The organism is Variovorax gossypii (assembly GCF_003965815.1).
Lineage (GTDB): Bacteria > Pseudomonadota > Gammaproteobacteria > Burkholderiales > Burkholderiaceae_C > Variovorax > Variovorax gossypii.
The window spans coordinates 886,151-907,642 of record NZ_RXOE01000002.1 but is presented as its reverse complement, the minus strand read 5'-3'; the positions used below and the strand labels follow the sequence as shown (position 1 = coordinate 907,642).

Here is a 21,492-nt window from a genome sequence, read left to right as displayed (position 1 = left end):
CGCCGGTCAACGCACTGCGTCACAATATACCGGCTTTGTGACAAATCGGCCTGATTCGCCCAATCGACGGGCGAAAGGCGCTATCAAAAAGATACTCACCGATGCAGGTTTTTCGCGGCTTCCGGCACCCGGGCGTAGCCCCCGCCTGCGCCCTCACCATTGGCAATTTCGACGGCGTGCATCGTGGCCACCAGGCCATGCTCGCGCTCCTGCAGACCGAGGCCCGCCAGCGCGGGCTGCCCAGCTGCGTGCTCACCTTCGAGCCCCATCCGCGCGACTATTTCGCCGCCGTCACCAAGAAACCCGACCTGGCGCCGGCGCGCATCGGCACGCTGCGCGACAAGCTCAGCGAGCTGGCCGCCTGCGGCGTTGCGCAGACCATCGTGCTGCCCTTCGACGCCCGGTTGGCCTCCCAGTCGCCCGAGGAATTCATCCAGAACGTGCTGATCGACGGCCTGGGGGCGCGCTACGTGCTGGTGGGCGACGACTTCCGCTTCGGCGCAAAACGGGCCGGCGACTACGCCATGCTCGACGCCGCCGGCGATGCCCACGGCTTCGACGTGGCGCGCATGAACAGCTACGAGGTGCACGGCCTGCGGGTTTCGAGCTCCGCCGTGCGCGAAGCGCTGGCCGAAGGCCGCATGGCCGACGCCCACACCCTGCTGGGCCGGCCGTACACAATTTCGGGCCACGTGGTCCACGGCCGCAAGCTGGGTCGGGCGCTGGGCGCCTCGGCGCCGGGCAAGGACGACGGTTTCCGCACCCTCAACCTGCGCTTCAAGCACTGGAAACCGGCCGCCAGCGGCATCTTCGCGGTGCTGGTGCATGGCCTGTCCGAGCAGCCGCTGCCGGGCGTTGCCAACCTCGGCGTGCGCCCCTCGCTGGACGCCAACGACGTCAATGCCGGGCGGGTGCTGCTCGAAACCCATTGCCTGGAGTGGCCCTCCCATCTGGGCGCCGAAGGGGCCTACGGTAAAATCGTGCGCGTGGAACTCCTGCACAAACTGCACGACGAATTGCGCTACACCAGCCTCGAAGCCCTCACCGCGGGCATCGCGAAGGATGGCCGCGACGCTCGCGCGTTCTTCGCATCGACCCACGCCGAAACCCACCGCCAGACCACGCGGGACCGAATTTAGCCCTGCACGCACCGTGCTGCCGCCCTTCGACAAGCTCAGGGCGAACGGCTTTACCTTCCGCACCGACACGCTTCATGCAGTTCGGGCTGAGCCTGTCCAAGCCCCCTGTTTCGCATCCAACATGTCTGACGCTGCTTCCCCCAAAGATTACCGTTCCACGCTGAACCTGCCCGACACCCCCTTCCCCATGCGCGGCGACCTGCCCAAGCGCGAGCCGGGCTGGGTGAAGGAATGGAACGACGAAGGTCGCTACCACCGCCTGCGCGACGCCCGCCACGGCGCGCCCAAGTTCATCCTGCACGACGGCCCTCCCTACGCCAACGGCCAGATCCACATGGGCCACGCGGTGAACAAGATCCTGAAGGACATGATCACCAAGGCGCGCCAGCTCGAAGGCTACGACGCGCTCTACGTGCCGGGCTGGGACTGCCACGGCCTGCCGATCGAGAACGCCATCGAAAAGCAGTACGGCCGCAACCTGAGCCGCGACGAGATGCAGGCCAAGAGCCGCGCCTTCGCCACCGGGCAGATCGCCCAGCAGATGGCCGACTTCCAGCGCCTGGGCGTGCTGGGCGAATGGGACCACCCCTACAAGACGATGGACTTCGCCAACGAGGCCGGCGAGCTGCGCGCGTTCAAGCGCGTGATCGAGCGCGGCTTCGTCTACCGCGGCCTCAAGCCCGTGTACTGGTGCTTCGACTGCGGCTCCTCGCTGGCCGAGTTCGAGATCGAGTACGCCGACAAGAAGAGCCAGACCATCGACGTCGCCTTCAAGGCGCACGAGCGCGAGAAGGTGCTCAAGGCCTTCGGCACCGACCACACGATCCTCGGCGACATCTTCGCCGTGATCTGGACCACCACCGCCTGGACCATCCCGGCCAACCAGGCGATCAACCTCAACCCCGAGCTCGAGTACTCGCTGGTCGACACCGAGCGCGGCCTGCTGATCGTGGCCAACTCGCTGGTCGAGATGTGCATGACGCGCTACGCGCTCGACGGCAAGGTGCTGGCCACGGTCAAGGGCGAGAAGCTCGGCGGCCTCGAATTCGAGCATCCGCTGTACGACGTGGACGCCGGCTACAAGCGCCTGTCGCCCGTGTACCTGGCCGACTACGCCACCGCCACCGACGGCACCGGCCTCGTCCACTCCTCGCCCGCCTACGGCCTGGACGACTTCAACTCGTGCATCGCCCACGGCGTGGCCTACGACGACATCCTGAACCCGGTGCAGGGCAACGGCAGCTACGCGCCCGACTTCCCGCTCTTCGGCGGCCAGAACATCTGGAAAGCCGTGCCCGAGATCATCGCGGCACTGCGCGAGGCCAACCGCCTGCTGACCACCGAGACCATCACGCACAGCTACCCGCACTGCTGGCGCCACAAGACGCCGGTGATCTACCGCGCCGCGGCGCAGTGGTTCGTGCGCATGGACGAGGGCGAAGGCGTGTTCACCAAGGACAAGGCCCCGAAGACGCTGCGCCAGACCGCGCTCGACGCCATCGAGCAGACCAGCTTCTACCCCGAGAACGGTCGCGCGCGCCTGCACGACATGATCGCCGGCCGGCCCGACTGGTGCATCAGCCGCCAGCGCAGCTGGGGCGTGCCGATCCCGTTCTTCCTGCACAAGGATTCGGGCGAGCTGCATCCGCGCACGATGGAAATCCTCGACCAGGCCGCCGACATCGTCGAGAAGGGCGGCATCGAGGCCTGGAGCCGCGTGACGGCCGAAGAAATCCTCGGCGCCGAGGACGCACCGCACTACACGAAGAGCACCGACATCCTCGAGGTGTGGTTCGACTCGGGCTCGACCTTCTCCCACGTGCTGCGCGGCACGCACCCCACGGTGCACCACGACACGGGGCCGGAGGCCGACCTGTACCTCGAGGGCCACGACCAGCATCGCGGCTGGTTCCACTCGTCGCTGCTGATCGCCTGCATGCTGGAAGACCGCGCGCCCTACCGCGGCCTGCTCACGCACGGCTTCACGGTCGATGCCAAGGGCATCAAGATGAGCAAGTCGCTCAAGAACGGCATCGACCCGCAGGAAATCAGCAACAAGCTGGGCTCCGAAATCATCCGCCTGTGGGTGGCCGCGAGCGACTACTCGGGCGACATCGCGGGCGACGACAAGATCCTGGCCCGCGTGGTCGACGCCTACCGCCGCATCCGCAACACGCTGCGCTTCCTGCTGGCGAACACCAGCGACTTCGACATCGAGAAAGACGGCGTGCCGCTCGACCAGCTGTTCGAGATCGACCGCTACGCGCTGTCGCGCGCCGCGCAGTTCCAGGCCGAGATCCTCGCGCACTACAAGGTGTACGAGTTCCACCCGGTGGTGGCCAAGCTGCAGATCTACTGCTCGGAAGACCTGGGCGGCTTCTATCTCGACATCCTGAAGGACCGCCTCTACACGACGGCCCCGGGCTCGCTGGCGCGCCGCAGCGCCCAGACCGCGCTGTGGCACATCTCGCAGGCAATGCTGCGCTGGATGGCGCCGTTCCTGAGCTTCACGGCCGAGGAAGCCTGGAAGATCGTTGGCACCGGCAAGCCGGGCGACTCGATCTTCACGCAGACCTACAGCCAGTTCGCCGCGCCCGACGAGGCACTGCTGGCCAAGTGGAACCGCATCCGCGAGATCCGCGACGTGGTCAACAAGGACATCGAGGCCGTGCGCGCAGAAGGCAAGGTCGGCTCCTCGCTGCAGGCCAACCTGCAGCTGACGGCGCCTGCCGAAGACTTCGCGCTGCTGGACACGCTGGGCGAGGACCTGAAGTTCGTCTTCATCACCTCGGCCATCGCGCTGGCCGCGGGCGAGGCGCTGTCGACGGTGGTGACGCCGAGCACCGCGCAGAAATGCGATCGCTGCTGGCACTACCGCGACGACGTGGGCCACGACCCGGCCCATCCGACGATCTGCGGTCGCTGCACGAGCAACCTGTACGGCAGCGGCGAATCGCGGAGCGTTGCCTGATGGCCGGCGCCCGCACCATGTCGTCGGCCTCGCGTTCGCGCGGCGGCAGCATCTGGCCGTGGCTCGGGCTGGCGGTGATCATCGTGATCATCGACCAGTTCACCAAGACGCTGATCCTGGGCTACTACAAGCTCGGCGACGCGACCTACGTGACGAGCTTCTTCAACGTCGTGCGCGCCCACAACACGGGCGCCGCCTTCTCGTTCCTCGCGGACCACTCGGGCTGGCAGCGCTGGCTGTTCACTGCCATCGGCGTGGGCGCGGCGGTGTTCATCGTGTGGATGCTGAAGTCGCACGCGGGGCAGAAGCTCTTCTCGTTCTCCATGGCCTGCATCCTGGGCGGCGCCGTCGGCAACGTGGTCGACCGGATGATGCACGGCTACGTGGTCGACTTCCTGAGCTTCCATGCCGGCAACTGGTACTTCCCGGCCTTCAACGCGGCCGACAGCGCCATCACGCTCGGGGCCATCTGCCTGATCGTCGACGAGATCCGGCGGGTTCGACGGGGTAAGTAAGCCGTCTCGCCATCTCTCTCATGGAAAAGGGGCCCGCCGGGCCCCTTTTTCTTTGAGCGCACCTCACACCCCGCCGAAGCCGAGGGTTTCTCCCGCTTTCTCCCGATGTCATAACAAAGACATACTGCCGCGGTTCAATGTAATCGATTACATGAGCACCGCACGATGAGCATCCAAGCCGTTGCAGCCAAAGCCGGGGTCTCCGTGGCCACCGTCTCGCGCGCCTTCAACTTTCCCGACAAGGTGACGCCCGCCACGCGCGAGTTGGTGGAGCGCGTGGCGCACGAGCTCAACTACGTGCCGAACGCCAGCGCGCGCACCCTGCGCACCCAGCGCAGCCGCGTGCTCGGCGTGGTGCTGCCCACGCTGCTGAACCCGACCTTCGCCGAATGCCTGCAGGGCATCGCGCGCGCGGCCATCGCGGGCGGCTACGCGATCATTCCGGTCACCACGGGCTACCGGCTCGACGAAGAAGAACGCGCCGTCCACCTGCTGCTGGCAGGCAACGTCGACGGCCTGATCCTCGTGGTGTCGAACCCCTCGACCTCGGCCGCCCTGCCCCGCCTGCAGGCCGCCGGCGTGCCCTACGTGCTGGCCTACAACCGTCACCCCGACCACCCCTGCGTGTCGGTCGACAGCGAAGCCGCGGTGGCCGATGCGGTCACGCGCCTCGTGCTGCTGGGCCACCGCCGCATCGCGATGGTCAGCGGCACGCTCGCCGCGTCCGACCGCGCGCAGCAGCGCTACCGCGGCTATCGCAAGGGCATGTCCGAGGCCGGGCTGGCGGCTCCCGCGCTCATCGAGGTGCCCTTCGTAGAGGCGGCCGTCGACGCGCTGTCGAGCCAGCTGCAGTCGCGCAACCGCCCCACTGCGCTGATCTGCTCCAACGACCTGCTGGCCATCCGCAGCATCCGCGCCGCCCACCTGAGCGGGCTGTCGGTGCCCGGCGATCTCAGCGTCATCGGCTTCGACGGCATCGCGCTCGGCGAAGACCTCACGCCCGCGCTCACCACCATCGCCCAGCCCAACAGCGACATCGGCCGGCACGGCGTCGAGCTGCTGATCCAGGCCATGGCCAGCGGCGCCGCGCTGCAGGCCGATGCGAGCCTTCTGCTACCCCATTCCTTCCGAGACGGCGAGTCGTGCGCTGCGGCGCACGAAGACGACAACAACGCCGCAATGCCCCGCCCCTGAGCTTTTCCTGTTCTTTGCCTATTTCCATCCAAGGAGCTTCCCCATCATGTCCCTCCGCTTCCACCGCCTGGCCCGCCTCGGCCTGGTCGCCGCCACGCTCGTCGCCGGCAGCGCCATGGCGCAGACCGCCATCTGCTACAACTGCCCGACCGAATGGGCCGACTGGGGCACCCAGCTGAAGGCCATCAAGGCCAAGACCGGCATCACCGTGCCGGCCGACAACAAGAACTCGGGCCAGTCGCTCGCGCAGCTGGTTGCCGAAAAGGCCAGCCCCGTGGCCGACGTCACCTACCTCGGCGTGACCTTCGCGGTGCAGGCCGCCAAGGACGGCGTGGTCGAGCCCTACAAGCCCGCCGCCTGGAAAGACATTCCCGACGGTCTGAAGGACCCGGCCGGCAACTGGTTCACCATCCACTCGGGCACGCTCGGCTTCATGGTCAACGTCGACGCGCTCAAGGGCAAGCCTGTTCCGAAGTCGTGGGCAGACCTGCTCAAGCCCGAGTACAAGGGCCTGATCGGCTACCTCGACCCGGCCTCGGCCTTCGTCGGCTACGTCGGCGCGGTGGCGGTGAACGAGGCGCGCGGCGGCACGCTCGACAACTTCAAGCCGGCCATCGACTACTTCAAGGCGCTGCAGAAGAACGAGCCCATCGTGCCGAAGCAGACCTCGTACGCGCGCGTGCTCTCGGGCGAGATCGCGATCCTGCTCGACTACGACTTCAATGCCTACCGCGCGAAGTACAAGGACAAGGCCAACGTCGCCTTCGTGATCCCGAGCGAAGGCACGCTGGCCGTGCCCTACGTCATGAGCCTGGTCGCCAAGGCCCCGCACGCGGCCGACGCGAAGAAGGTGCTCGACTTCACGCTGTCCGACGAAGGCCAGGCGATCTGGGCCAAGGCCTACCTGCGCCCGGTGCGCGCCAGCGCGATGCCCAAGGACATCGAGGCGCAGTTCCTGCCCGCGAGCGAATACGCCCGCGCCAAGAGCGTGGACTACGGCCGCATGGCCGCCGCGCAGAAGGCCTTCTCCGACGAGTACCTGAAGGAAGTCCGCTGAGCGGATGCCGCGCGCGATGACGCAAGCCATTTCCACGAACGCCTCCAGCGCCTCCGACGTGCCGAACGCCTGGAACCCGCGCTGGCGCCTGCTGGCCTGCGTCGCGCCCGCGGCCGTCTTCTTCGCGGCCTTCTGGCTGCTGCCGGTGGTGCGCCTGCTCGCGCTGCCGGCGGACAAGGGCTGGTCGACCTACTTCGCCGTGCTGACGGATTCGCGCTACCTGACGAGCATGGCCAACACCGTCGCGCTCTCGGTGGCGGTGACGCTGGCCACGCTGGTGCTGGGCGCGGCGGTGGGCATCTACCTCGCACGCCACTCCTTCATCGGCAAGCGCATGCTGCTGTCGCTGCTCACGCTGCCACTGTCCTTTCCGGGAGTGATCATCGGCTTCTTCGTGATCCTGCTCGGCGGACGTCAAGGCGTGGTGGCCAGCATCGGCGACAGCCTGTTCAGCGAGCGCATCACCTTCGCCTACGGCCTGCTCGGGCTGTTCCTGGCGTACCTGTATTTCTCGCTGCCGCGCGCCATCGCCACCTACGCGGCGGCGGCGGAATCGATGAACACGCAGCTCGAGGAAGCGGCGCGCTCGCTGGGCGCCTCGCGGCTGCGGGTGGCGCGCGACGTGTGGCTGCCCGAGCTGGCCCCCACCACGCTGGCCTGCGGCGCCATCCTGTTCGCCACCTCGATGGGCGCCTTCGGCACGGCCTTCACGCTGGCCAGCAAGTTCGAGGTGATCCCGATCACCATCTACAACGAGTTCACCAACTACGCCAACTTCGCGCTCGCCGCGTCGCTGTCGATCTCGCTGGGCGTCGTGACCTGGCTGGTGCTGTTCGTCGCGCGCCGCTTCGGCGCGAGCCCCGTCGCGCGCTGAGGCACACACCATGCGAAAGAACACACAGGCCAAGGCCCCCTTCCTGCTCGCCGTCACGGTGATCGTGAGCCTCTTCATGATCGCGCCGATGCTGCTGTCGGTGATGGCGGGCCTCGTCAACAACTACAGCACCGGCCTGAAGAGCGGCCTCACGCTGCGCTGGCTCGGCGAGGTGTGGGAGAACTACGGCGGCACCGTGGGCTGGTCGCTCGCGCTGGCCGTGGCCTGCGTCGCCGGCACCGTGCTGCTGGGCGTGCCCTGCGCCTATGCGCTGGCACGCAGCCGTTCGCGCGCCGCACGCATCTTCGAGGAGCTGCTGACCCTGCCGGTCGCCGTACCGGGCCTCGCGACGGCGCTGGCGCTGATCCTCGCCTACGGCCAGCTCACGGCCTTCCGCCAGAGCTTCGCCTTCATCCTCGTGGGGCACATCGTCTTCACGCTGCCCTTCATGGTTCGCACCGTGAGTTCGGCCTTCCAGCGCGACGAACTGCTCGCGCTCGAGGAGGCCGCGCGATCGCTGGGCGCGAACTTCCGCCAGCGCTTCATGGGCATCCTGGTGCCCGCGGTGTTCCCGGCCATCGTGGCCGGCAGCCTGATGGTGTTCACGCTCTCGGTGGGCGAATTCAACCTCACCTGGATGCTGCACACCCCGCTCACCCGCACGCTGCCCGTGGGCCTGGCCGACAGCTATGCCTCAATGCGCATCGAGATCGGATCGGCCTACACGCTGGTCTTCTTCGCCGTCATCCTTCCGGTGCTGTGGGGCCTGCAGCACCTTGCAAACCTGATCCAGAAACACCATGGAACTTGAACGCATCCCCATCGACATCGCCAACTGCGCGAAGACCTACGCCGACGGCACGCGCGGCCTGCAGCCCACCAGCCTGCGGGTGGAAGCCGGCGAGGTACTGGCGCTGCTCGGCCCCTCGGGCTGCGGCAAGACCACGCTGCTGCGGCTGATCGCCGGGCTGGAATCGCCCGACGCGGGCAGCCGCATCGTGTTCGGCGACCAGGACGTCACGCAGCGCCCCGTGGAGCACCGTGGCGTGGGCATGGTGTTCCAGAGCTACGCGCTCTTTCCGCAGATGACGGTGGCGGCCAACATCGGTTACGGCCTGCGCATCCGCGGCGTGTCGCCCGAGGAAGAGAAGCGCAGCGTCGGCGAGCTGGTCGACCTGGTGCGCCTGGGCGGCCTGGAGAACAAGCGCCCCGCCGAGCTCTCCGGCGGTCAGCGCCAGCGCGTGGCCCTGGCGCGTGCCGTGGCCGTGCGCCCGCGCGTGCTGCTGCTCGATGAGCCGCTGGCCGCGCTCGACGCCAAGCTCAAGGAATCGCTGCGCGACGAGCTGGCCGAACTGCTGCGCCGGCTGCACATCACGGCCATCCACGTCACGCACGACCAGCAGGAGGCGCTGGCCATCGCCGACCGGCTCGCGGTGATGCGCGCCGGCCGCATCGTGCAGGTGGGCCGTGGCGAAGACCTGTACCGCTCGCCCTCGCATCCCTTCGTTGCGGAGTTCCTGGGCCGGGTCAACCGGCTGGAGCGAGGGCAGGACGCCATCGCGCAGGGCGTTGTCCGACTCGGAGGAACGACCATGCCCTGCCCCGGCGCCTGGCAGGGCCATGCGACGCTGCTGGTACGGCCCGAGGACATCGAGGTCGGCGTGCCCCAGCTGGACTGGGCCGCCGCCGTCGTCGAGCGCCGCACCTTCCTCGGCGACCGCGTGCAACTGCACCTGCGCGCGCAAGACCAGCCCATGCTTGTGGCCGATGTGGGGCGCGACAATCCCTTCGGACCGGGCGACGCGGTGGGCCTGCGCATCCACCCCGACCGGCTGATGACGTCGCAGGAAACCAGCGCATGACCACACAAGCACTCCGCAACACCATCCTGGTCCAGCTGACCGATCTGCACATCCGCGAGCCGGGCCGCCTGGCCTATGGCCGCATCGACACGGCCCCGTACCTGGAGCGCGCCGTCCAGTCGGTGCTGGCCCTGCGCCAGCAGCCTGATGCGGTGGTCGTCACCGGCGACCTGACCGACTTCGGCCGCGCCGCCGAGTACGAGCATCTCGCCCGCCTGCTCGCCCCGCTGACCATGCCGGTCTACCTGATGCCCGGCAACCACGACGACCGCGATCAGCTGCGCCGCAGCTTCCCCGGCCACGCCCACCTCGGCACGAACAGCGACGGCTTCGTCCAGTATTCGGTACGGGTCGGCGACCTGCGCCTGCTCACGCTCGACACCTGCGTGCCCGGCGCCAGCCACGGCTCGCTGTGCGAGAAGCGGCTGGGCTGGCTCGAAGCGCAGCTCGACGCCTGTCGCGACGAGCCCGTCGTCATCGCCATGCACCATCCGCCCTTCGAGACGCTGATCGGCCACATGGACGAAATCGGCCTGCTGGAGGGCGCCGACGCGCTGGAAGCGCTGGTCTCGCGCTATCCGAACGTCGAGCGCATCATCTGCGGCCACCTGCACCGGGCGATCGACGTGCGCTTCGGCGGCACCATCGCCTCCACCTCGCCGGCACAGGCCCACCAGGTCTGCCTCGACCTGGCTCCTGACGCCGATTCGGCCTGGACGCTGGAGCCGCCCTCATTCCGGGTACATGCCTGGTCCGCGCGCGGGCGACGGCTGGTCACCCACCTCGCGGCATCGGGCAGCTTCGAGGGCCCCTACCCCTTCCACGACAACGGAGCACTGATCGATTAGGGCCTGTTCACACTATTGAAGGGGTCGCGAAGCCCGCCACAGCCCGCCCCTGAAGGCGCGTGACGCAGTGCGTGTGTCCACACGCTCAAGGAGCGCAACGCGCAGGGGCGGGCTGTGGCGGGCTTCCCTTCGGGTTGCTGCGCAAAGGGGCTGTCTGCGGCGTTGCCCGCGCTTGCAAGGCATCAGCCTTGCTGCGCGCGGGCGCCTTGCATTCAGCCCCTTTGCGCAGCAACGCGACCCCTTCAATAGTGTGAACAGGCCCTAGCCCTGGACGCTCACTTGTGGAAAATGGGGTCGAAAACGAACCAAAACGAAAAGGATAGAACCCGACACCCATGAAGCATCTCCTGAATCTGCTGGCGGCAGTGGCCCTGCTGGTGTGGGGCACGCACTTGGTCCGCACCGGCGTGCTGCGCGTGTTCGGCGCCAACCTGCGCAAGATCCTCGTGCAGAGCATGCGCAACCGGTTCACGGCCGCCCTCTCGGGCATCGGCGTGACGGCGCTGGTGCAGTCGAGCACCGCCACCTCGCTCATGACCTCGTCCTTCGTCGGGCAGGGCTTGGTCACGCTGCCGGCGGCGCTGGCGGTGATGCGGGGCGCCGACGTGGGCACGGCGCTGATCTCGGTGCTGTTCTCGGCCGACCTCTCGTGGCTTTCGCCGATGTTCATCTTCGTGGGCGTGGTGCTCTTCATCACGCGCTCGGCCACGGTGGCGGGGCGCGTCGGCCGGGTGCTGATCGGGCTCGGGCTGATGCTGCTGGCGCTGCAGTTGGTGGTGGAAGCCACCGAGCCCTTGTTCTCCTCGCCGGCGATCCGCGCGCTGCTCGCATCGATCAACAGCGACGTGCTGCTCGAGATCACCATCGGCTCCGTGCTGGCCATCGTGGCCTATTCGAGCCTCGCGGTGGTGCTGCTGGTGGCGGCCATGGCCACCTCGAACGTGGTGCCGCTGGACGTCGCGCTCGGGCTCGTGCTCGGCGCCAACCTCGGCAGCGGCCTGCTGGCGGTGCTGACCACTGCCAAGTCGGCGGTGTCGGTGCGGCAGGTGACCATCGGCAACCTGCTCTTCAAGGTGCTGGGCGTGGCCATCGTGGCACCCTTCGTCGGGCTGTGGATCCGCTACGTGCAGCCCCAGCTGCCGAACCAGACCCATGGCGTGGTGTTGTTCCACCTGGCGTTCAACGTCGTGATCAGCGTGGGCTTCATCGGCCTCACGCAGTGGGTCGCCAAGCTGGTGACGCACATCCTGCCGGAGCCGCAGCAGCCGGCCGGCACGACCCGGCCGCATCACCTGGACCCGTCTGCGCTGTCGACGCCCTCGCTCGCGATCTCCAACGCCGCGCGCGAGGCGCTGCACCAGGCCGACGTGGTGGAAACCATGCTGATCGGCACGCTCGACGTGATCCGCAACAACGACCTGCGGCTGGCGCAGGAGCTCAGGCAGCTCGACGACACGGTGGACCAGCTCTACTCGGCCATCAAGTACTACATGACGCGCATCTCGCGCGAGGCGTTGGGCGAGGAGGAAAGCCGGCGCTGGACCGACATCATCAGCTTCACGATCAACATGGAGCAGATCGGCGACATCATCGAGCGCGTGATCATCGACGTGGAAGACAAGAAGATCAAACCGCAGCGCAACTTCTCCGAGGCCGGCATGGCCGAGATCGTCGAGCTGCACGGGAGGCTGGTGGCCAACCTGCGGCTGAGCATGAGCGTGTTCCTCAACGGCAACGTGCGCGACGCGCAGAAGCTGCTGGAGGAAAAGGCGCGCTTCCGCGACCTGGAGCGAGCCTACGCCACCACACACCTCGACCGGCTGTCGGACCGCACCACGCTGAGCATCGAGACCAGCTCGCTGCACATCGACCTGATCAGCGACCTGAAGCGCATCAACTCGCACATCTGCTCGATCGCATACCCGATCCTGGAGTCGGCCGGGGCGCTGGCGCCCAGCCGGCTGCGGGAATCGCGGCTGGGCAACATCGAAGGCTGAACGGCCTGCGGCTGCCTGCGGGCTACTCGGCCGTCTTCAGCAGGGAAGTCTCGCGCCCCCGCCGCGCATAGCGCTGCGCCAGCACCGCGCAGACCATCAGCTGCATCTGGTGGAACAGCATCAGCGGCAGCACGATGGCCCCCACGGCGTGCGAGGCGAACAGCACCTTCGCCATCGGGATGCCGCTGGCCAGGCTCTTCTTGGAGCCGCAGAACACGATGGTGATCTCGTCCTCGGTGTCGAAGCCCAGCTTGCGCGCCAGCAGGGTCGTGAGGCTCAGGGCCAGCCCCAGCACCACCGCGCACACCACCAGCAGGCCGACCAGCGCATGCGCCGGCACCTGCCGCCACAGCCCCTCGATCACGGCCGCGCTGAACGCGGTGTAGACCACCAGCAGGATCGAGCCCTGGTCGACGAACTTCAGCACCGCGGCGCGGCGCTGGATCCACTTCCCGATCACCGGGCGCAGCAGATGCCCGGCCGCGAACGGCACCATCAGCTGCAGCAGGATGCGGCCGATGGAGTCCAGCGACGAGGTCGCATGGCCGCCGTCGGGCAGGACCACCAGGTTGACCAGCACCGGCGTGATGAACACCCCCAGCAGGGTGGACGCCGAAGCGCTGCAGATGGCCGCCGGCATGTTGCCCCGAGCCATCGCGGTGAAGGCGATGGCCGACTGCACCGTGGCGGGCAGCACGCACAGGTACAGCACGCCGGTGTAGAGCTGGGGCGTCACCAGCGGCAGCAGGAAGGGCTTGAGCGCCAGCCCGAGCACCGGAAACAGCACGAAGGTGCTGCCGAACACCAGCAGGTGCAGCCGCCAGTGCATGAGCCCGTTCACGATCGCCTCGCGCGACAGCTTGGCCCCGTGCAGGAAGAACAGCAGGCCGATGGCGACCGTGGTCAGCCCCTCGAAGAAATGCGCGACCTGCCCGCTGGCCGGCAGCAGGCTTGCGAGGGTCACGACCGAAAGAAGCGCGAGGGTGAAGTTGTCGGGAAGGAAACGGGGGCGGGACATGTAGCAACTCGGGACGAACGCCACGCGCGTTGCAGGCGCGCAGGCCGACTCAGCAGGGGAATGTGTGATTTCCGCGCATGAATCTCGTCGCCACTTTGCGGAGCCCGGCGCGTGCTCCTCGCGCCATTCGAGGGTGGATTTTCGGCGAATTCCGGCATCGCTGCCGGGCAGCCGGAAAATGCCCTACCTCAGCGCTTCAGTGTGCCGCGGACGAACTGAACTGCGCCTGACGGCGGCTGAGGCAGTAGTCGATCAGGTCGTCGATCTCGGTGGCCTTGTCGAACACCGCGTCGGCGCCGAGGTGCACGCACTTGCGCCGCATCTCGGGCGTGGCGTAGTTGCTGAGCACCACGATCTTCTGCCACGGGCTGCGGTCGCGGCAGGCCTCGAGCACGCGAAAGCCGGTGCCGTCCTTCAGGAACAGGTCGACGATGGCCAGGTCCCACTGCGACAGGTTCCGGGTCAGCCAGCGCGAGCCCTCTTCCTCGGACTCGGCCTCGCCGACGGGATCGACCCGCGCCACCTCCCGCAGCGTGCCCGCCAGGTTCCTGCGGATGGTGGGGTTGTCCTCGACGATGAAAGTGCGAACGGTGGTCATGGAGTGGCTTGCCTCTGTACTGTGCCCACAGGCTACAAAGTGCGCTTTGCACAAGTCGAAGGCATGACACCCCTGCGCCGGTAGGACAAGACTGGCGCCCGTACAACCAAAGGCTCAGAGCGTCAGGATCGTGCAGCCCGTGGTCTTGCGCGCTTCCAGGTCGCGGTGCGCCTGCTGCACGTCGGCCAGCGGATAGCGCTGCTCGATGGGGATCTTCACCGCGCCGCTTCGCACCACCGCGAACAGGTCGTCGGCCATCGCCTGCGTGCTTTCGCGCGTCGCCATGTGAGTGAAGAGCGTGGGCCGGGTGATGTAGAGCGAGCCCTTGGAGGCCAGCATGCCGAGGTTGACCGGCGGCACCGGACCGGAACCGTTGCCGAAGATCGCCAGCAGGCCGAACGGGCGCAGGCAGTCGATGGAGCCCTCGAAGGTGTCCTTGCCCACCGAGTCGTACACCACCTTCACGCCCTTGCCGCCGGTGATCTCCTTCACGCGGGCCGCGAAGTTCTCGGTGCTGTAGTTGATGGCGTGCGCCGCACCGTATTCCAGCGCGAGCTTGCACTTGGCGTCGCTGCCGGCCGTGCCGATCAGCTGCAGGCCCAGCGCCTTGGCCCACTGGCAGGCGATCAGCCCGACGCCGCCGGCGGCGGCATGGAACAGGATGAAGTCGCCGGCCTGCAGGCCTTCGGCCGGCAGCGTCTTCTTCAGCAGGTATTGCGTGGTCAGGCCCTTGAGCATCATGGCGGCGCCGGTCTCGAAGGAGATGTCGTCGGGCAGCCTGCACACGTTCTTCGCCGGCATCACGCGCAGCTCGCTGTAGGCGCCGGGCGGCTGGCTCGCGTAGGCCGCGCGGTCGCCCGCCTTCAGGTGGGTGACGCCCTCGCCCACCGCCTCGACCACGCCCGAGGCTTCCATCCCGAGCTGCAGCGGCATCTGGAACGGATAGAGCCCGCTGCGCTGGTAGGTGTCGATGAAGTTCAGGCCCACGGCCTTGTGGCGGATGCGGATCTCGCCCGGGCCGGGCTCGCCGACCTCCACCTCGACGATCTTCAGTTCTTCGGGACCGCCATGACGGTCGATACGGACGGCTTTGCTCTTCATCGTTGCTGTCTCCAAGCTCTGGAAAGTAAAGAAGGGAAAGAAGGGAAAGAAGAAGGGAAAGGCATCCTGCCATGTTTGAGCTTCCCGCGACGGCGCGGGGAATCATTGCCCGGTAGAGTCGGCGCCCATGCAGACACAGCCGCAGCGCCTCGCCCCTCTCACCGTCTTCCTGCTCGTCGTTCCGCCGCTGCTGTGGGCCGGCAACGCCGTCGTCGGCAGGCTGGTGCGCGAACTGGTGTCGCCGCTCACGCTGAACTTCGTGCGCTGGGTGATCGCGTTCGCGCTGCTGCTTCCGCTGGCCGTGCCGGTGCTGCGTCGCGGCAGCCCGCTTTGGGCGCACTGGAAGCGCTACGCCGTGCTCGGGCTGCTGGGCATCGGCCTGTACAACGCCTTCCAGTACCTGGCGCTTCAGACCTCCACGCCCATCAACGTGACGCTGGTCGGATCGAGCCTGCCGCTGTGGATGCTCGCGGTGGGCGCCCTCTTCTTCGGCGCGCGCGTCAGCTCGCGCGAGATCGGCGGCGCGCTGCTGTCGATGGTGGGTGTGCTGCTGGTGCTCAGCCGCGGCGAATGGCAACAGCTGCTCGGGCTGCGGCTGGTGCCGGGCGACCTGTACATGATCGCGGGCACCATCGCCTGGGCCTTCTACAGCTGGCTGCTGGCGCGCACGCACGAGCCCCGCGCGGTGCGGCAGGACTGGGCCTCGTTCCTGATGGCGCAGCTGGTGTTCGGCATCGCATGGTCGGGCGCGCTGGCCGCGGGCGAATGGACGCTGACGCCTGCCCACATCGACCTCGGCTGGCCGCTCATTGCGGCGATGCTGTTCATCGGCATCGGCCCCGCCGTGGTGGCCTACCGCTGCTGGGGCACCGGCGTGCAGCGCGCCGGGCCGCAGGCGGCGAGCATCTTCATGAACCTCACGCCGCTCTTCGCGGCAGTGCTGTCGGCGGCCTTCCTGAGGGAGCCGCCGCACTGGTACCACGGCGCTGCATTCCTGCTGATCGTGGGCGGGATCGTGGTGGCGTCCCGGCGCTGACGGCTCTCAGGCGAAGAGCCTGGCCAGTTCGGGACTCTCTCGCATCCAGCCCGGCGCCTCGGCCTTGTCCACCAGCCGCCAGACGTAGCCCGGGCGACCGTAGAGATCGCGCCCCGAAGCCAGCAGCGCGGGAATGTCGACGGCATCGAGGAACTCCCGCGAGTTGTATTCCTGGTGCGCGAAGCCGCGGATCTTGGCGCGCACGGCGTCCTCGTCCATCGCGAGGTACGAGAAGTGCCAGCCGGCATCGGCGAGGATCAGCGCGGGTTGTGCGCCGTTGCGAACGCGCATGCGCAGCTGGTCGGGCGTGAGGCTGTCGAGCTGCGAGCGCCTGACCGCCACCGTCCATACCGAAGAGGCCTCGGGCCCTTCGACATTGCGGTAGTTCGCATAGAAGTAATAGAAGGCCAGGCACAGGCCGAAGGCTTCATGCCGGCGGTCGTCGCGCATCGCGCGGACCACCTCGGCGCGCGGGATCTCGTCGGCGTCGGAGATCATCACCAGGTCGTGCGGTGCCGCATCGTGCAGCCCGCGCATGACCTGGTTGCGCTGGAATTTCTCGCGTATCCAGAAGCCCGACTTCGGCGCGTCGGAGTGCCAGTCGCCCACCACGGGCGCGGCGTCGGCTGCCTCGTCGATCACCGGCATGTCGTGCACGGCGATGTAGCGGATGCGCGGCAGGAACGGCGCGATGCGCGGGTCTGCAGCATCGAAGCGAAGCGCCTTCGGCTCGCCGCTGAAGGTGCGGTCGGCCTCGACGATCACGAAGCAATCGACCACGTCGGACAACTCGTGCAGCCTCACTGCGAGGATGTCGGCCTCGCCGTTGTAGGTGATGCAGTCGTAGACCTTGCGCGTTGCGGCTGCGACGGGAGCCCCAGGTTCCGGCGCGAACTCGATGCGATAGCCGTTGCGCTCGAACATCTGCAGGATGTCGCGCTCGCCATACCAGCTGTCGAGCTGCGACAGCGGGATCATCGAACGCAGCGTGAGCGGCGACAGGCTCGCCAGCTGCCGCACCTTCGCGTGATGACCGAACAGCAGCATCGCGTTGTAGCCATGGTGCAGCTGCGGCCCCGCATGCTCGATGGCGAAGCTGCGCGCCAGCTCCAGCGGCGCGAAGCGCATGCCGACGGCCTCCAGCGCGGGGCGCAGCACGCCGCTGAGCTGCACGTCTTCGAGCAGCGCGTTGTGGTCCCAGTGCATCCGCAGAGGATCGCCGCCCACTGCATCGGGCGGCGGAATCTCCACGCGGATGTGCGGATGGTCGACCAGCGCCCGCATGAAGCGCATGCTGCGCAGGCTGAAGCCGCCGTTCTGGATCGGCGTGACGACGTGGCCGGGCTTCGCCAGCTCTTCCGCCCACTCGAAGCTGTTGCGCCAGTACGTGCCCTGCGGGGCATCGATCTTTGCGAGATGGATGGGCGCGCCGATGTAGTCGCAGCCCAGGAATTCGTCGCTCCAGTTGGTCGCGTTGACGACCCAGCCGTCTTCCTGCACGACCAGAGCGAACTCCGTGCGCACCGCGCGCCAGAGCGCGAACATCATGAACCAGCTGTACTCGTGGTAGTTCAGCGGTGCGATCCGCAGATGTTCGATGCCGGGTGCAAGGCCGCCGGGCGCCTGCGGGCTGCACAGCAGGGCCCGCGCGCCGGGCATCTGCGCCTGGCTGTGCTGCAGGGCCAGCGCCGCGCCGCGCGCATCGGGCAGCCCCGTGACCGAGACCAGCGTAATTTTTTCGAATGACTCCCTGCTCACGATGCGCCTCCCGTCGCTCTCGTGAACCGCGCTCAGTAGGTGCCTGGGTAGGCGCCGCCGTCGGCCAGGATGTTCTGGCCGGTCATGTAGCCGGCCTGCATGCTGCACAGGAAGGCGCAGATGGCGCCGAACTCGGCCGGCGTGCCGAAGCGCTTGGCCGGAATGTTCTTCTTGCGGGCTTCCCACACGGTGTCGAAGTCCTGGCCCGACTTCTGCGCGGCGCCGGCCATCGTGCCCTTCAGGCGATCGGTGTCGAAGGAGCCCGGCAGCAGGTTGTTGATGGTCACGCCCTGCGCCGCGACGGCCGTGCGCGCCACGCCGGCCACGAAGCCGGTGAGGCCGCTGCGCGCGCCGTTCGACAAACCCAGGATGTCGATGGGAGACTTCACCGAGCTCGAGGTGATGTTCACGATGCGGCCGTAGCCGCGCTTGGCCATGCCGTCCACCGTGGCCTTGATGAGCTCGATGGGGGTGAGCATGTTGGCGTCGACCGCCTTGATCCACGCCTCGCGGTCCCAGTTGCGGAAGTCGCCGGGCGGCGGGCCGCCTGCGTTGGTGACGACGATGTCGAAGTCATGGCCCAGCGCGAACACAGCGGCGCGGCCGGCCTCGGTGGTGATGTCGGCGGCCACGTGCTTCACGAAGGGACCCGATGCACCGGCCGCCTCCGTCAGCTTCTTCGCGGCGGCTTCCAGCGCCTCTGCGCCGCGCGCCACGATCACCACGTTGACGCCCTCGCGCACCAGCGCCTCGGCGCAGCCGTAGCCCAGCCCCTTGCTCGCGCCGCACACCAGCGCGGTCTTGCCTGCAATACCCAGATCCATGTCTTTGCTCCAGTGAAACAAACCGGCAAGGGGCTCAGCGCCCCTTGCGCGTGAAAACGAAAATGCCCGCGATCACGAGCACGGTGCCGGCCGCGATCCACGGCGTGAACGGCTCGCCAAGTATGACCACCCCCATGAGGATGGTCGACAGCGGCCCGATCATGCCGGTCTGCGCGGCCATGGCAGGGCCGATGCGCTCGATGGCCATCATCACCATGAGCACGGGCACCGCCGTGCACAGCGTGGCGTTGAGCACCGACAGCCAGATCACCTCGGGCGCGACATCCATGGCCACGCTCATCGGCCGCGTCAGCACGAACTGCAATATGCACAGCACGCAGGCCACGGTGGTGGCCAGCCCCACGAGCCGCAGCGACCCCAGCCGCTTGACGAATTCGCCGCTGTAGACGAGGTAGCCCGCATAGCTCACCGCGCTCAGGAACACCAGGAAGGCGCCCCAGGCCGCCGCGCCGCCGCCCTTGCCGCCGCCTCCGGTCCACAGCTCGTGGCCGAATACCAGCAGCACGCCGGCGTAGCTCACGATCATGCCCAGCACCTGCGGGCGCGTCGGGTGGCGCCGGTAGAGCAGCCAGCCGAAGAACAGCACCAGAGTCGGGTTGAGATAGAGGATCAGCCGCTCGAAGCTGGCCGAGATGTAGGCCAGCCCAGCGAAGTCGAGAAAGCTCGCGAGGTAGTAGCCCGAGAAGCCCAGGCCGATCACGCCGATCCAGTCGCGCCCGGTGAGCGCGGGCTTGCCGCGCCCGGCCCACCACGCCATCAGCGCGAAGAGCGGCAGCGCGAACAGCATGCGCAGCATGATGAGCGTCACCGCGTCCACGCCGTAGCGGTACGCCAGCTTGACGATGATGGCCTTGCCGCTGAACGCGATGGCGCCCAGGGTGGCGAGGACGAGACCGGTGGCGATGCCTTTCCTGGCGGCATCGCGGGAGGGTTGCGGGGCAGGCTGGAGGGAATCGCCGGCCGTCGCGGCTGTCTTGTTCATCCCCCGATCATCGCGGCAACCGCAAACCCCTGTCCGGGCGCCGGCTCAGTACCCCGCTGCCGCGCCGTCGCGGCGCGGGTCGCTGGCGGCCACGTAGCCCTCCACCGAGGGATCGCCCGCGCGCCAGATGAACTGGCCGGCGCCGAAGTCCTGGTACGAGTCGTTGATCACTTCCAGGTGATGGCCCAGCTCGCGCAGGCCCTGCACCGTGGCCGGGTTCATCGCGGCCTCGACGTTGATCTCCAGCCCCGCATTGAAGCGCCAGCGCGGCGCGTCGCATGCGGCCTGCGGGTTCTGCCCGTAGTCGAGCATGCGCACCAGCGTCTGCATGTGGCCCTGCGGCTGCATGTTGCCGCCCATCACGCCGAAGCTCATCACAGGCTGGCCGTTCTTCGTGAGGAAGGCCGGGATGATGGTGTGGAACGGGCGCTTGCCCGGCGCCACCACGTTCGGGCTCTCGGCCTTCAGGCTGAAGCCGTGGCCGCGGTTCTGCAGGCTGATGCCGTACTCGGGCTCCACGCAGCCGGAGCCGAAGCCCATGTAGTTGCTCTGGATGAAGCTGACCATCATGCCGCTCTCGTCGGCGGCCGTGAGGTAGATGGTGCCGCCCTTCACGGGGTTGCCGGCCTTGAAGTCCTGCGCCTTCTTCACGTCGATCAGGCGGGCGCGCGAGGCCAGGTAGGCGTCGTCGAGCATCTGCTCGGTCGTCACTTCCATGGTCCTGCGCTCCGACACGTAGCGGTACACGTCGGCAAAGGCCAGCTTCATGGCCTCGATCTGCAGGTGCTGCGACTGCACCGAGTCGACCGGCAGCGAGGCGATGTCGAACTTCTCCAGGATGCCCAGCGCGATCAGCGCGGCGATGCCCTGGCCGTTCGGCGGAATCTCGTGCAGCGTGTGGCCGCGATAGTCGCGCGAGAGGGGCTCGACCCACTCGGGCTGGTAGGCCGCGAGGTCGGCCACGGTGAGCGCGCCGCCCTGCTCGGTGGAGAACTTCGCCAGCGCCTCGGCGATCTCGCCGTTGTAGTAGGCCTCGCCCTTGGTGCGGGCGATGGCCTTGAGCGCGCGCGCGGCGGCCGTGAAGCGGAACATGTCGCCCACCTCGGGCGCACGGCCCCACGGCAGGAAGGTCTGGGCGAAGCCCGGCTGCGACTGCAGGATCGGCGTGGCCGCCGCCCACTTGCCCTGCACCACCGGCGGCACCAGGTAGCCGCGCTCGGCGATGTCGATGGCTGGCGCCAGCAGGTCGGCGAACGGCAGCTTGCCGAAGCGCTCGCTCAGCGCCACCCAGCCGCGCACCGCGCCAGGCACGGTGACCGAATCGATACCGCGCATCGGCGGATTGGCCGCGTCGGCGCCGTACTTGGCCTTGAAGTACTCGGGCGTCCAGGCCTTCGGCGCGGGGCCGGAAGCGTTGAGGCCGTGCAGCTTCTCGCCGTCCCACAGGATGCAGAAGGCGTCGCTGCCCAGGCCGTTGCTCACCGGCTCGACCAGCGTCATCACGGCAGCGGTGGCGATGGCCGCGTCGACCGCGTTGCCGCCCTGCTGCAGGATGCGCAGCCCGGCCTGCGAGGCCAGCGGATGCGAGGTCGAGACCACGTTGCGCGCGAAGATGGGAATGCGCGTGGAGAGATAGGGGTTGGCGTAGTCAAACTTCATACCGTGCTTTCAGGGATGGCGTGAACAATTCGGGAAAC

Annotated in this window: 18 protein-coding genes; 11 read left to right on the top strand and 7 right to left on the bottom strand. The window is 68.0% G+C overall.

Features of this window, described 5'->3' with window-relative positions; translation table 11 throughout:
* Positions 1-101 precede the first annotated feature (101 nt).
* The 10 genes from EJP69_RS11860 to EJP69_RS11815 all read left to right on the top strand — a co-directional run bounded on the left by EJP69_RS11860 (position 102) and on the right by EJP69_RS11815 (position 12,457).
* Positions 102-1,139, top strand: a complete 1,038-nt coding sequence (locus tag EJP69_RS11860) for a bifunctional riboflavin kinase/FAD synthetase (RefSeq protein ID WP_126470244.1) — start codon at positions 102-104, stop codon at positions 1,137-1,139.
* Between the two features lie 121 nt (positions 1,140-1,260).
* Positions 1,261-4,110: an isoleucine--tRNA ligase gene (gene ileS, locus EJP69_RS11855; RefSeq protein ID WP_126470242.1), complete on the top strand. Its 2,850-nt coding sequence runs from the start codon at positions 1,261-1,263 to the stop codon at positions 4,108-4,110.
* Positions 4,110-4,625 (top strand): signal peptidase II, encoded by a 516-nt coding sequence (lspA, locus tag EJP69_RS11850; protein WP_093305995.1) that lies wholly within the window; start codon positions 4,110-4,112, stop codon positions 4,623-4,625. Before ileS ends, lspA begins: the two co-directional genes overlap by 1 nt.
* Before the next feature lie 165 nt (positions 4,626-4,790).
* Complete coding sequence (locus EJP69_RS11845) at positions 4,791-5,819, top strand: LacI family DNA-binding transcriptional regulator (RefSeq protein WP_126470240.1); 1,029 nt, start codon at positions 4,791-4,793, stop codon at positions 5,817-5,819.
* Positions 5,820-5,865: 46 nt separating this feature from the next.
* Positions 5,866-6,876 (top strand): ABC transporter substrate-binding protein, encoded by a 1,011-nt coding sequence (locus EJP69_RS11840; RefSeq protein ID WP_093205458.1) that lies wholly within the window; start codon positions 5,866-5,868, stop codon positions 6,874-6,876.
* A 16-nt stretch (positions 6,877-6,892) separates the two neighbouring features.
* Positions 6,893-7,750, top strand: coding sequence for an ABC transporter permease (locus EJP69_RS11835; protein ID WP_126470238.1), 858 nt, complete (start codon positions 6,893-6,895; stop codon positions 7,748-7,750).
* A 10-nt stretch (positions 7,751-7,760) separates the two neighbouring features.
* Positions 7,761-8,561, top strand: coding sequence for an ABC transporter permease (locus tag EJP69_RS11830; RefSeq protein ID WP_093205462.1), 801 nt, complete (start codon positions 7,761-7,763; stop codon positions 8,559-8,561).
* On the top strand, positions 8,551-9,612 hold the full coding sequence (locus EJP69_RS11825) for an ABC transporter ATP-binding protein (RefSeq protein ID WP_093306001.1): 1,062 nt from the start codon (positions 8,551-8,553) through the stop codon (positions 9,610-9,612). Before EJP69_RS11830 ends, EJP69_RS11825 begins: the two co-directional genes overlap by 11 nt.
* Positions 9,609-10,460: a phosphodiesterase gene (locus EJP69_RS11820; RefSeq protein WP_126470236.1), complete on the top strand. Its 852-nt coding sequence runs from the start codon at positions 9,609-9,611 to the stop codon at positions 10,458-10,460. Before EJP69_RS11825 ends, EJP69_RS11820 begins: the two co-directional genes overlap by 4 nt.
* A gap of 335 nt (positions 10,461-10,795) precedes the next feature.
* Positions 10,796-12,457 carry a Na/Pi cotransporter family protein gene (locus EJP69_RS11815; protein WP_093205467.1) on the top strand — a complete coding sequence of 554 codons (1,662 nt, stop codon included), beginning with the start codon at positions 10,796-10,798 and terminating at the stop codon, positions 12,455-12,457.
* A gap of 22 nt (positions 12,458-12,479) precedes the next feature.
* Here the strand turns inward: EJP69_RS11815 and EJP69_RS11810 are convergent, their stop codons facing one another.
* The 3 genes from EJP69_RS11810 to EJP69_RS11800 all read right to left on the bottom strand — a co-directional run bounded on the left by EJP69_RS11810 (position 12,480) and on the right by EJP69_RS11800 (position 15,174).
* On the bottom strand, positions 12,480-13,475 hold the full coding sequence (locus EJP69_RS11810) for a bile acid:sodium symporter family protein (protein WP_093205469.1): 996 nt from the start codon (positions 13,473-13,475) through the stop codon (positions 12,480-12,482).
* 196 nt (positions 13,476-13,671) lie between these two features.
* Positions 13,672-14,073: a response regulator gene (locus EJP69_RS11805; protein WP_093205471.1), complete on the bottom strand. Its 402-nt coding sequence runs from the start codon at positions 14,071-14,073 to the stop codon at positions 13,672-13,674.
* A gap of 114 nt (positions 14,074-14,187) precedes the next feature.
* Entirely contained in the window at positions 14,188-15,174 is a 987-nt protein-coding gene (locus EJP69_RS11800) for a quinone oxidoreductase family protein (protein ID WP_093205474.1), read from the bottom strand.
* A 127-nt stretch (positions 15,175-15,301) separates the two neighbouring features.
* On the opposite strand from EJP69_RS11800, the gene EJP69_RS11795 reads away from it, so the two are divergent.
* Positions 15,302-16,210: a DMT family transporter gene (locus tag EJP69_RS11795; RefSeq protein ID WP_126470234.1), complete on the top strand. Its 909-nt coding sequence runs from the start codon at positions 15,302-15,304 to the stop codon at positions 16,208-16,210.
* A gap of 6 nt (positions 16,211-16,216) precedes the next feature.
* Here EJP69_RS11795 and EJP69_RS29460 read toward each other — a convergent pair whose 3' ends face one another.
* The 4 genes from EJP69_RS29460 to EJP69_RS11775 are packed head-to-tail and all read right to left on the bottom strand — an operon-like array spanning position 16,217 to position 21,454.
* A complete protein-coding gene (locus tag EJP69_RS29460; RefSeq protein WP_170217094.1) occupies positions 16,217-17,968 on the bottom strand; it encodes a DUF5672 family protein in 1,752 nt (583 codons plus the stop codon).
* Positions 17,969-18,000: 32 nt separating this feature from the next.
* The gene (locus tag EJP69_RS11785) at positions 18,001-18,792 is read right to left on the bottom strand and encodes an SDR family oxidoreductase (RefSeq protein ID WP_126470232.1); all 792 of its coding nucleotides are present in this window, start codon (positions 18,790-18,792) and stop codon (positions 18,001-18,003) included.
* A gap of 34 nt (positions 18,793-18,826) precedes the next feature.
* The gene (locus EJP69_RS11780) at positions 18,827-19,795 is read right to left on the bottom strand and encodes a DMT family transporter (protein ID WP_240652120.1); all 969 of its coding nucleotides are present in this window, start codon (positions 19,793-19,795) and stop codon (positions 18,827-18,829) included.
* A gap of 45 nt (positions 19,796-19,840) precedes the next feature.
* The gene (locus EJP69_RS11775; protein WP_126470230.1) at positions 19,841-21,454 is read right to left on the bottom strand and encodes a gamma-glutamyltransferase family protein; all 1,614 of its coding nucleotides are present in this window, start codon (positions 21,452-21,454) and stop codon (positions 19,841-19,843) included.
* Between the last annotated feature and the right edge of the window lie 38 nt (positions 21,455-21,492).

What these genes read in the sequence shown, in the direction of transcription:
- EJP69_RS11860 (WP_126470244.1), top strand. Translation starts at nt 102, where the DNA reads ATGCAGGTTTTTCGCGGCTTCCGGCACCCGGGCGTAGCCCCCGCCTGC.
- ileS (WP_126470242.1), top strand. Translation starts at nt 1,261, where the DNA reads ATGTCTGACGCTGCTTCCCCCAAAGATTACCGTTCCACGCTGAACCTG.
- lspA (WP_093305995.1), top strand. Translation starts at nt 4,110, where the DNA reads ATGGCCGGCGCCCGCACCATGTCGTCGGCCTCGCGTTCGCGCGGCGGC.
- EJP69_RS11845 (WP_126470240.1), top strand. Translation starts at nt 4,791, where the DNA reads ATGAGCATCCAAGCCGTTGCAGCCAAAGCCGGGGTCTCCGTGGCCACC.
- EJP69_RS11840 (WP_093205458.1), top strand. Translation starts at nt 5,866, where the DNA reads ATGTCCCTCCGCTTCCACCGCCTGGCCCGCCTCGGCCTGGTCGCCGCC.
- EJP69_RS11835 (WP_126470238.1), top strand. Translation starts at nt 6,893, where the DNA reads ATGACGCAAGCCATTTCCACGAACGCCTCCAGCGCCTCCGACGTGCCG.
- EJP69_RS11830 (WP_093205462.1), top strand. Translation starts at nt 7,761, where the DNA reads ATGCGAAAGAACACACAGGCCAAGGCCCCCTTCCTGCTCGCCGTCACG.
- EJP69_RS11825 (WP_093306001.1), top strand. Translation starts at nt 8,551, where the DNA reads ATGGAACTTGAACGCATCCCCATCGACATCGCCAACTGCGCGAAGACC.
- EJP69_RS11820 (WP_126470236.1), top strand. Translation starts at nt 9,609, where the DNA reads ATGACCACACAAGCACTCCGCAACACCATCCTGGTCCAGCTGACCGAT.
- EJP69_RS11815 (WP_093205467.1), top strand. Translation starts at nt 10,796, where the DNA reads ATGAAGCATCTCCTGAATCTGCTGGCGGCAGTGGCCCTGCTGGTGTGG.
- EJP69_RS11810 (WP_093205469.1), bottom strand. Translation starts at nt 13,475, where the DNA reads ATGTCCCGCCCCCGTTTCCTTCCCGACAACTTCACCCTCGCGCTTCTT.
- EJP69_RS11805 (WP_093205471.1), bottom strand. Translation starts at nt 14,073, where the DNA reads ATGACCACCGTTCGCACTTTCATCGTCGAGGACAACCCCACCATCCGC.
- EJP69_RS11800 (WP_093205474.1), bottom strand. Translation starts at nt 15,174, where the DNA reads ATGAAGAGCAAAGCCGTCCGTATCGACCGTCATGGCGGTCCCGAAGAA.
- EJP69_RS11795 (WP_126470234.1), top strand. Translation starts at nt 15,302, where the DNA reads ATGCAGACACAGCCGCAGCGCCTCGCCCCTCTCACCGTCTTCCTGCTC.
- EJP69_RS11785 (WP_126470232.1), bottom strand. Translation starts at nt 18,792, where the DNA reads ATGGATCTGGGTATTGCAGGCAAGACCGCGCTGGTGTGCGGCGCGAGC.
- EJP69_RS11780 (WP_240652120.1), bottom strand. Translation starts at nt 19,795, where the DNA reads ATGAACAAGACAGCCGCGACGGCCGGCGATTCCCTCCAGCCTGCCCCG.
- EJP69_RS11775 (WP_126470230.1), bottom strand. Translation starts at nt 21,454, where the DNA reads ATGAAGTTTGACTACGCCAACCCCTATCTCTCCACGCGCATTCCCATC.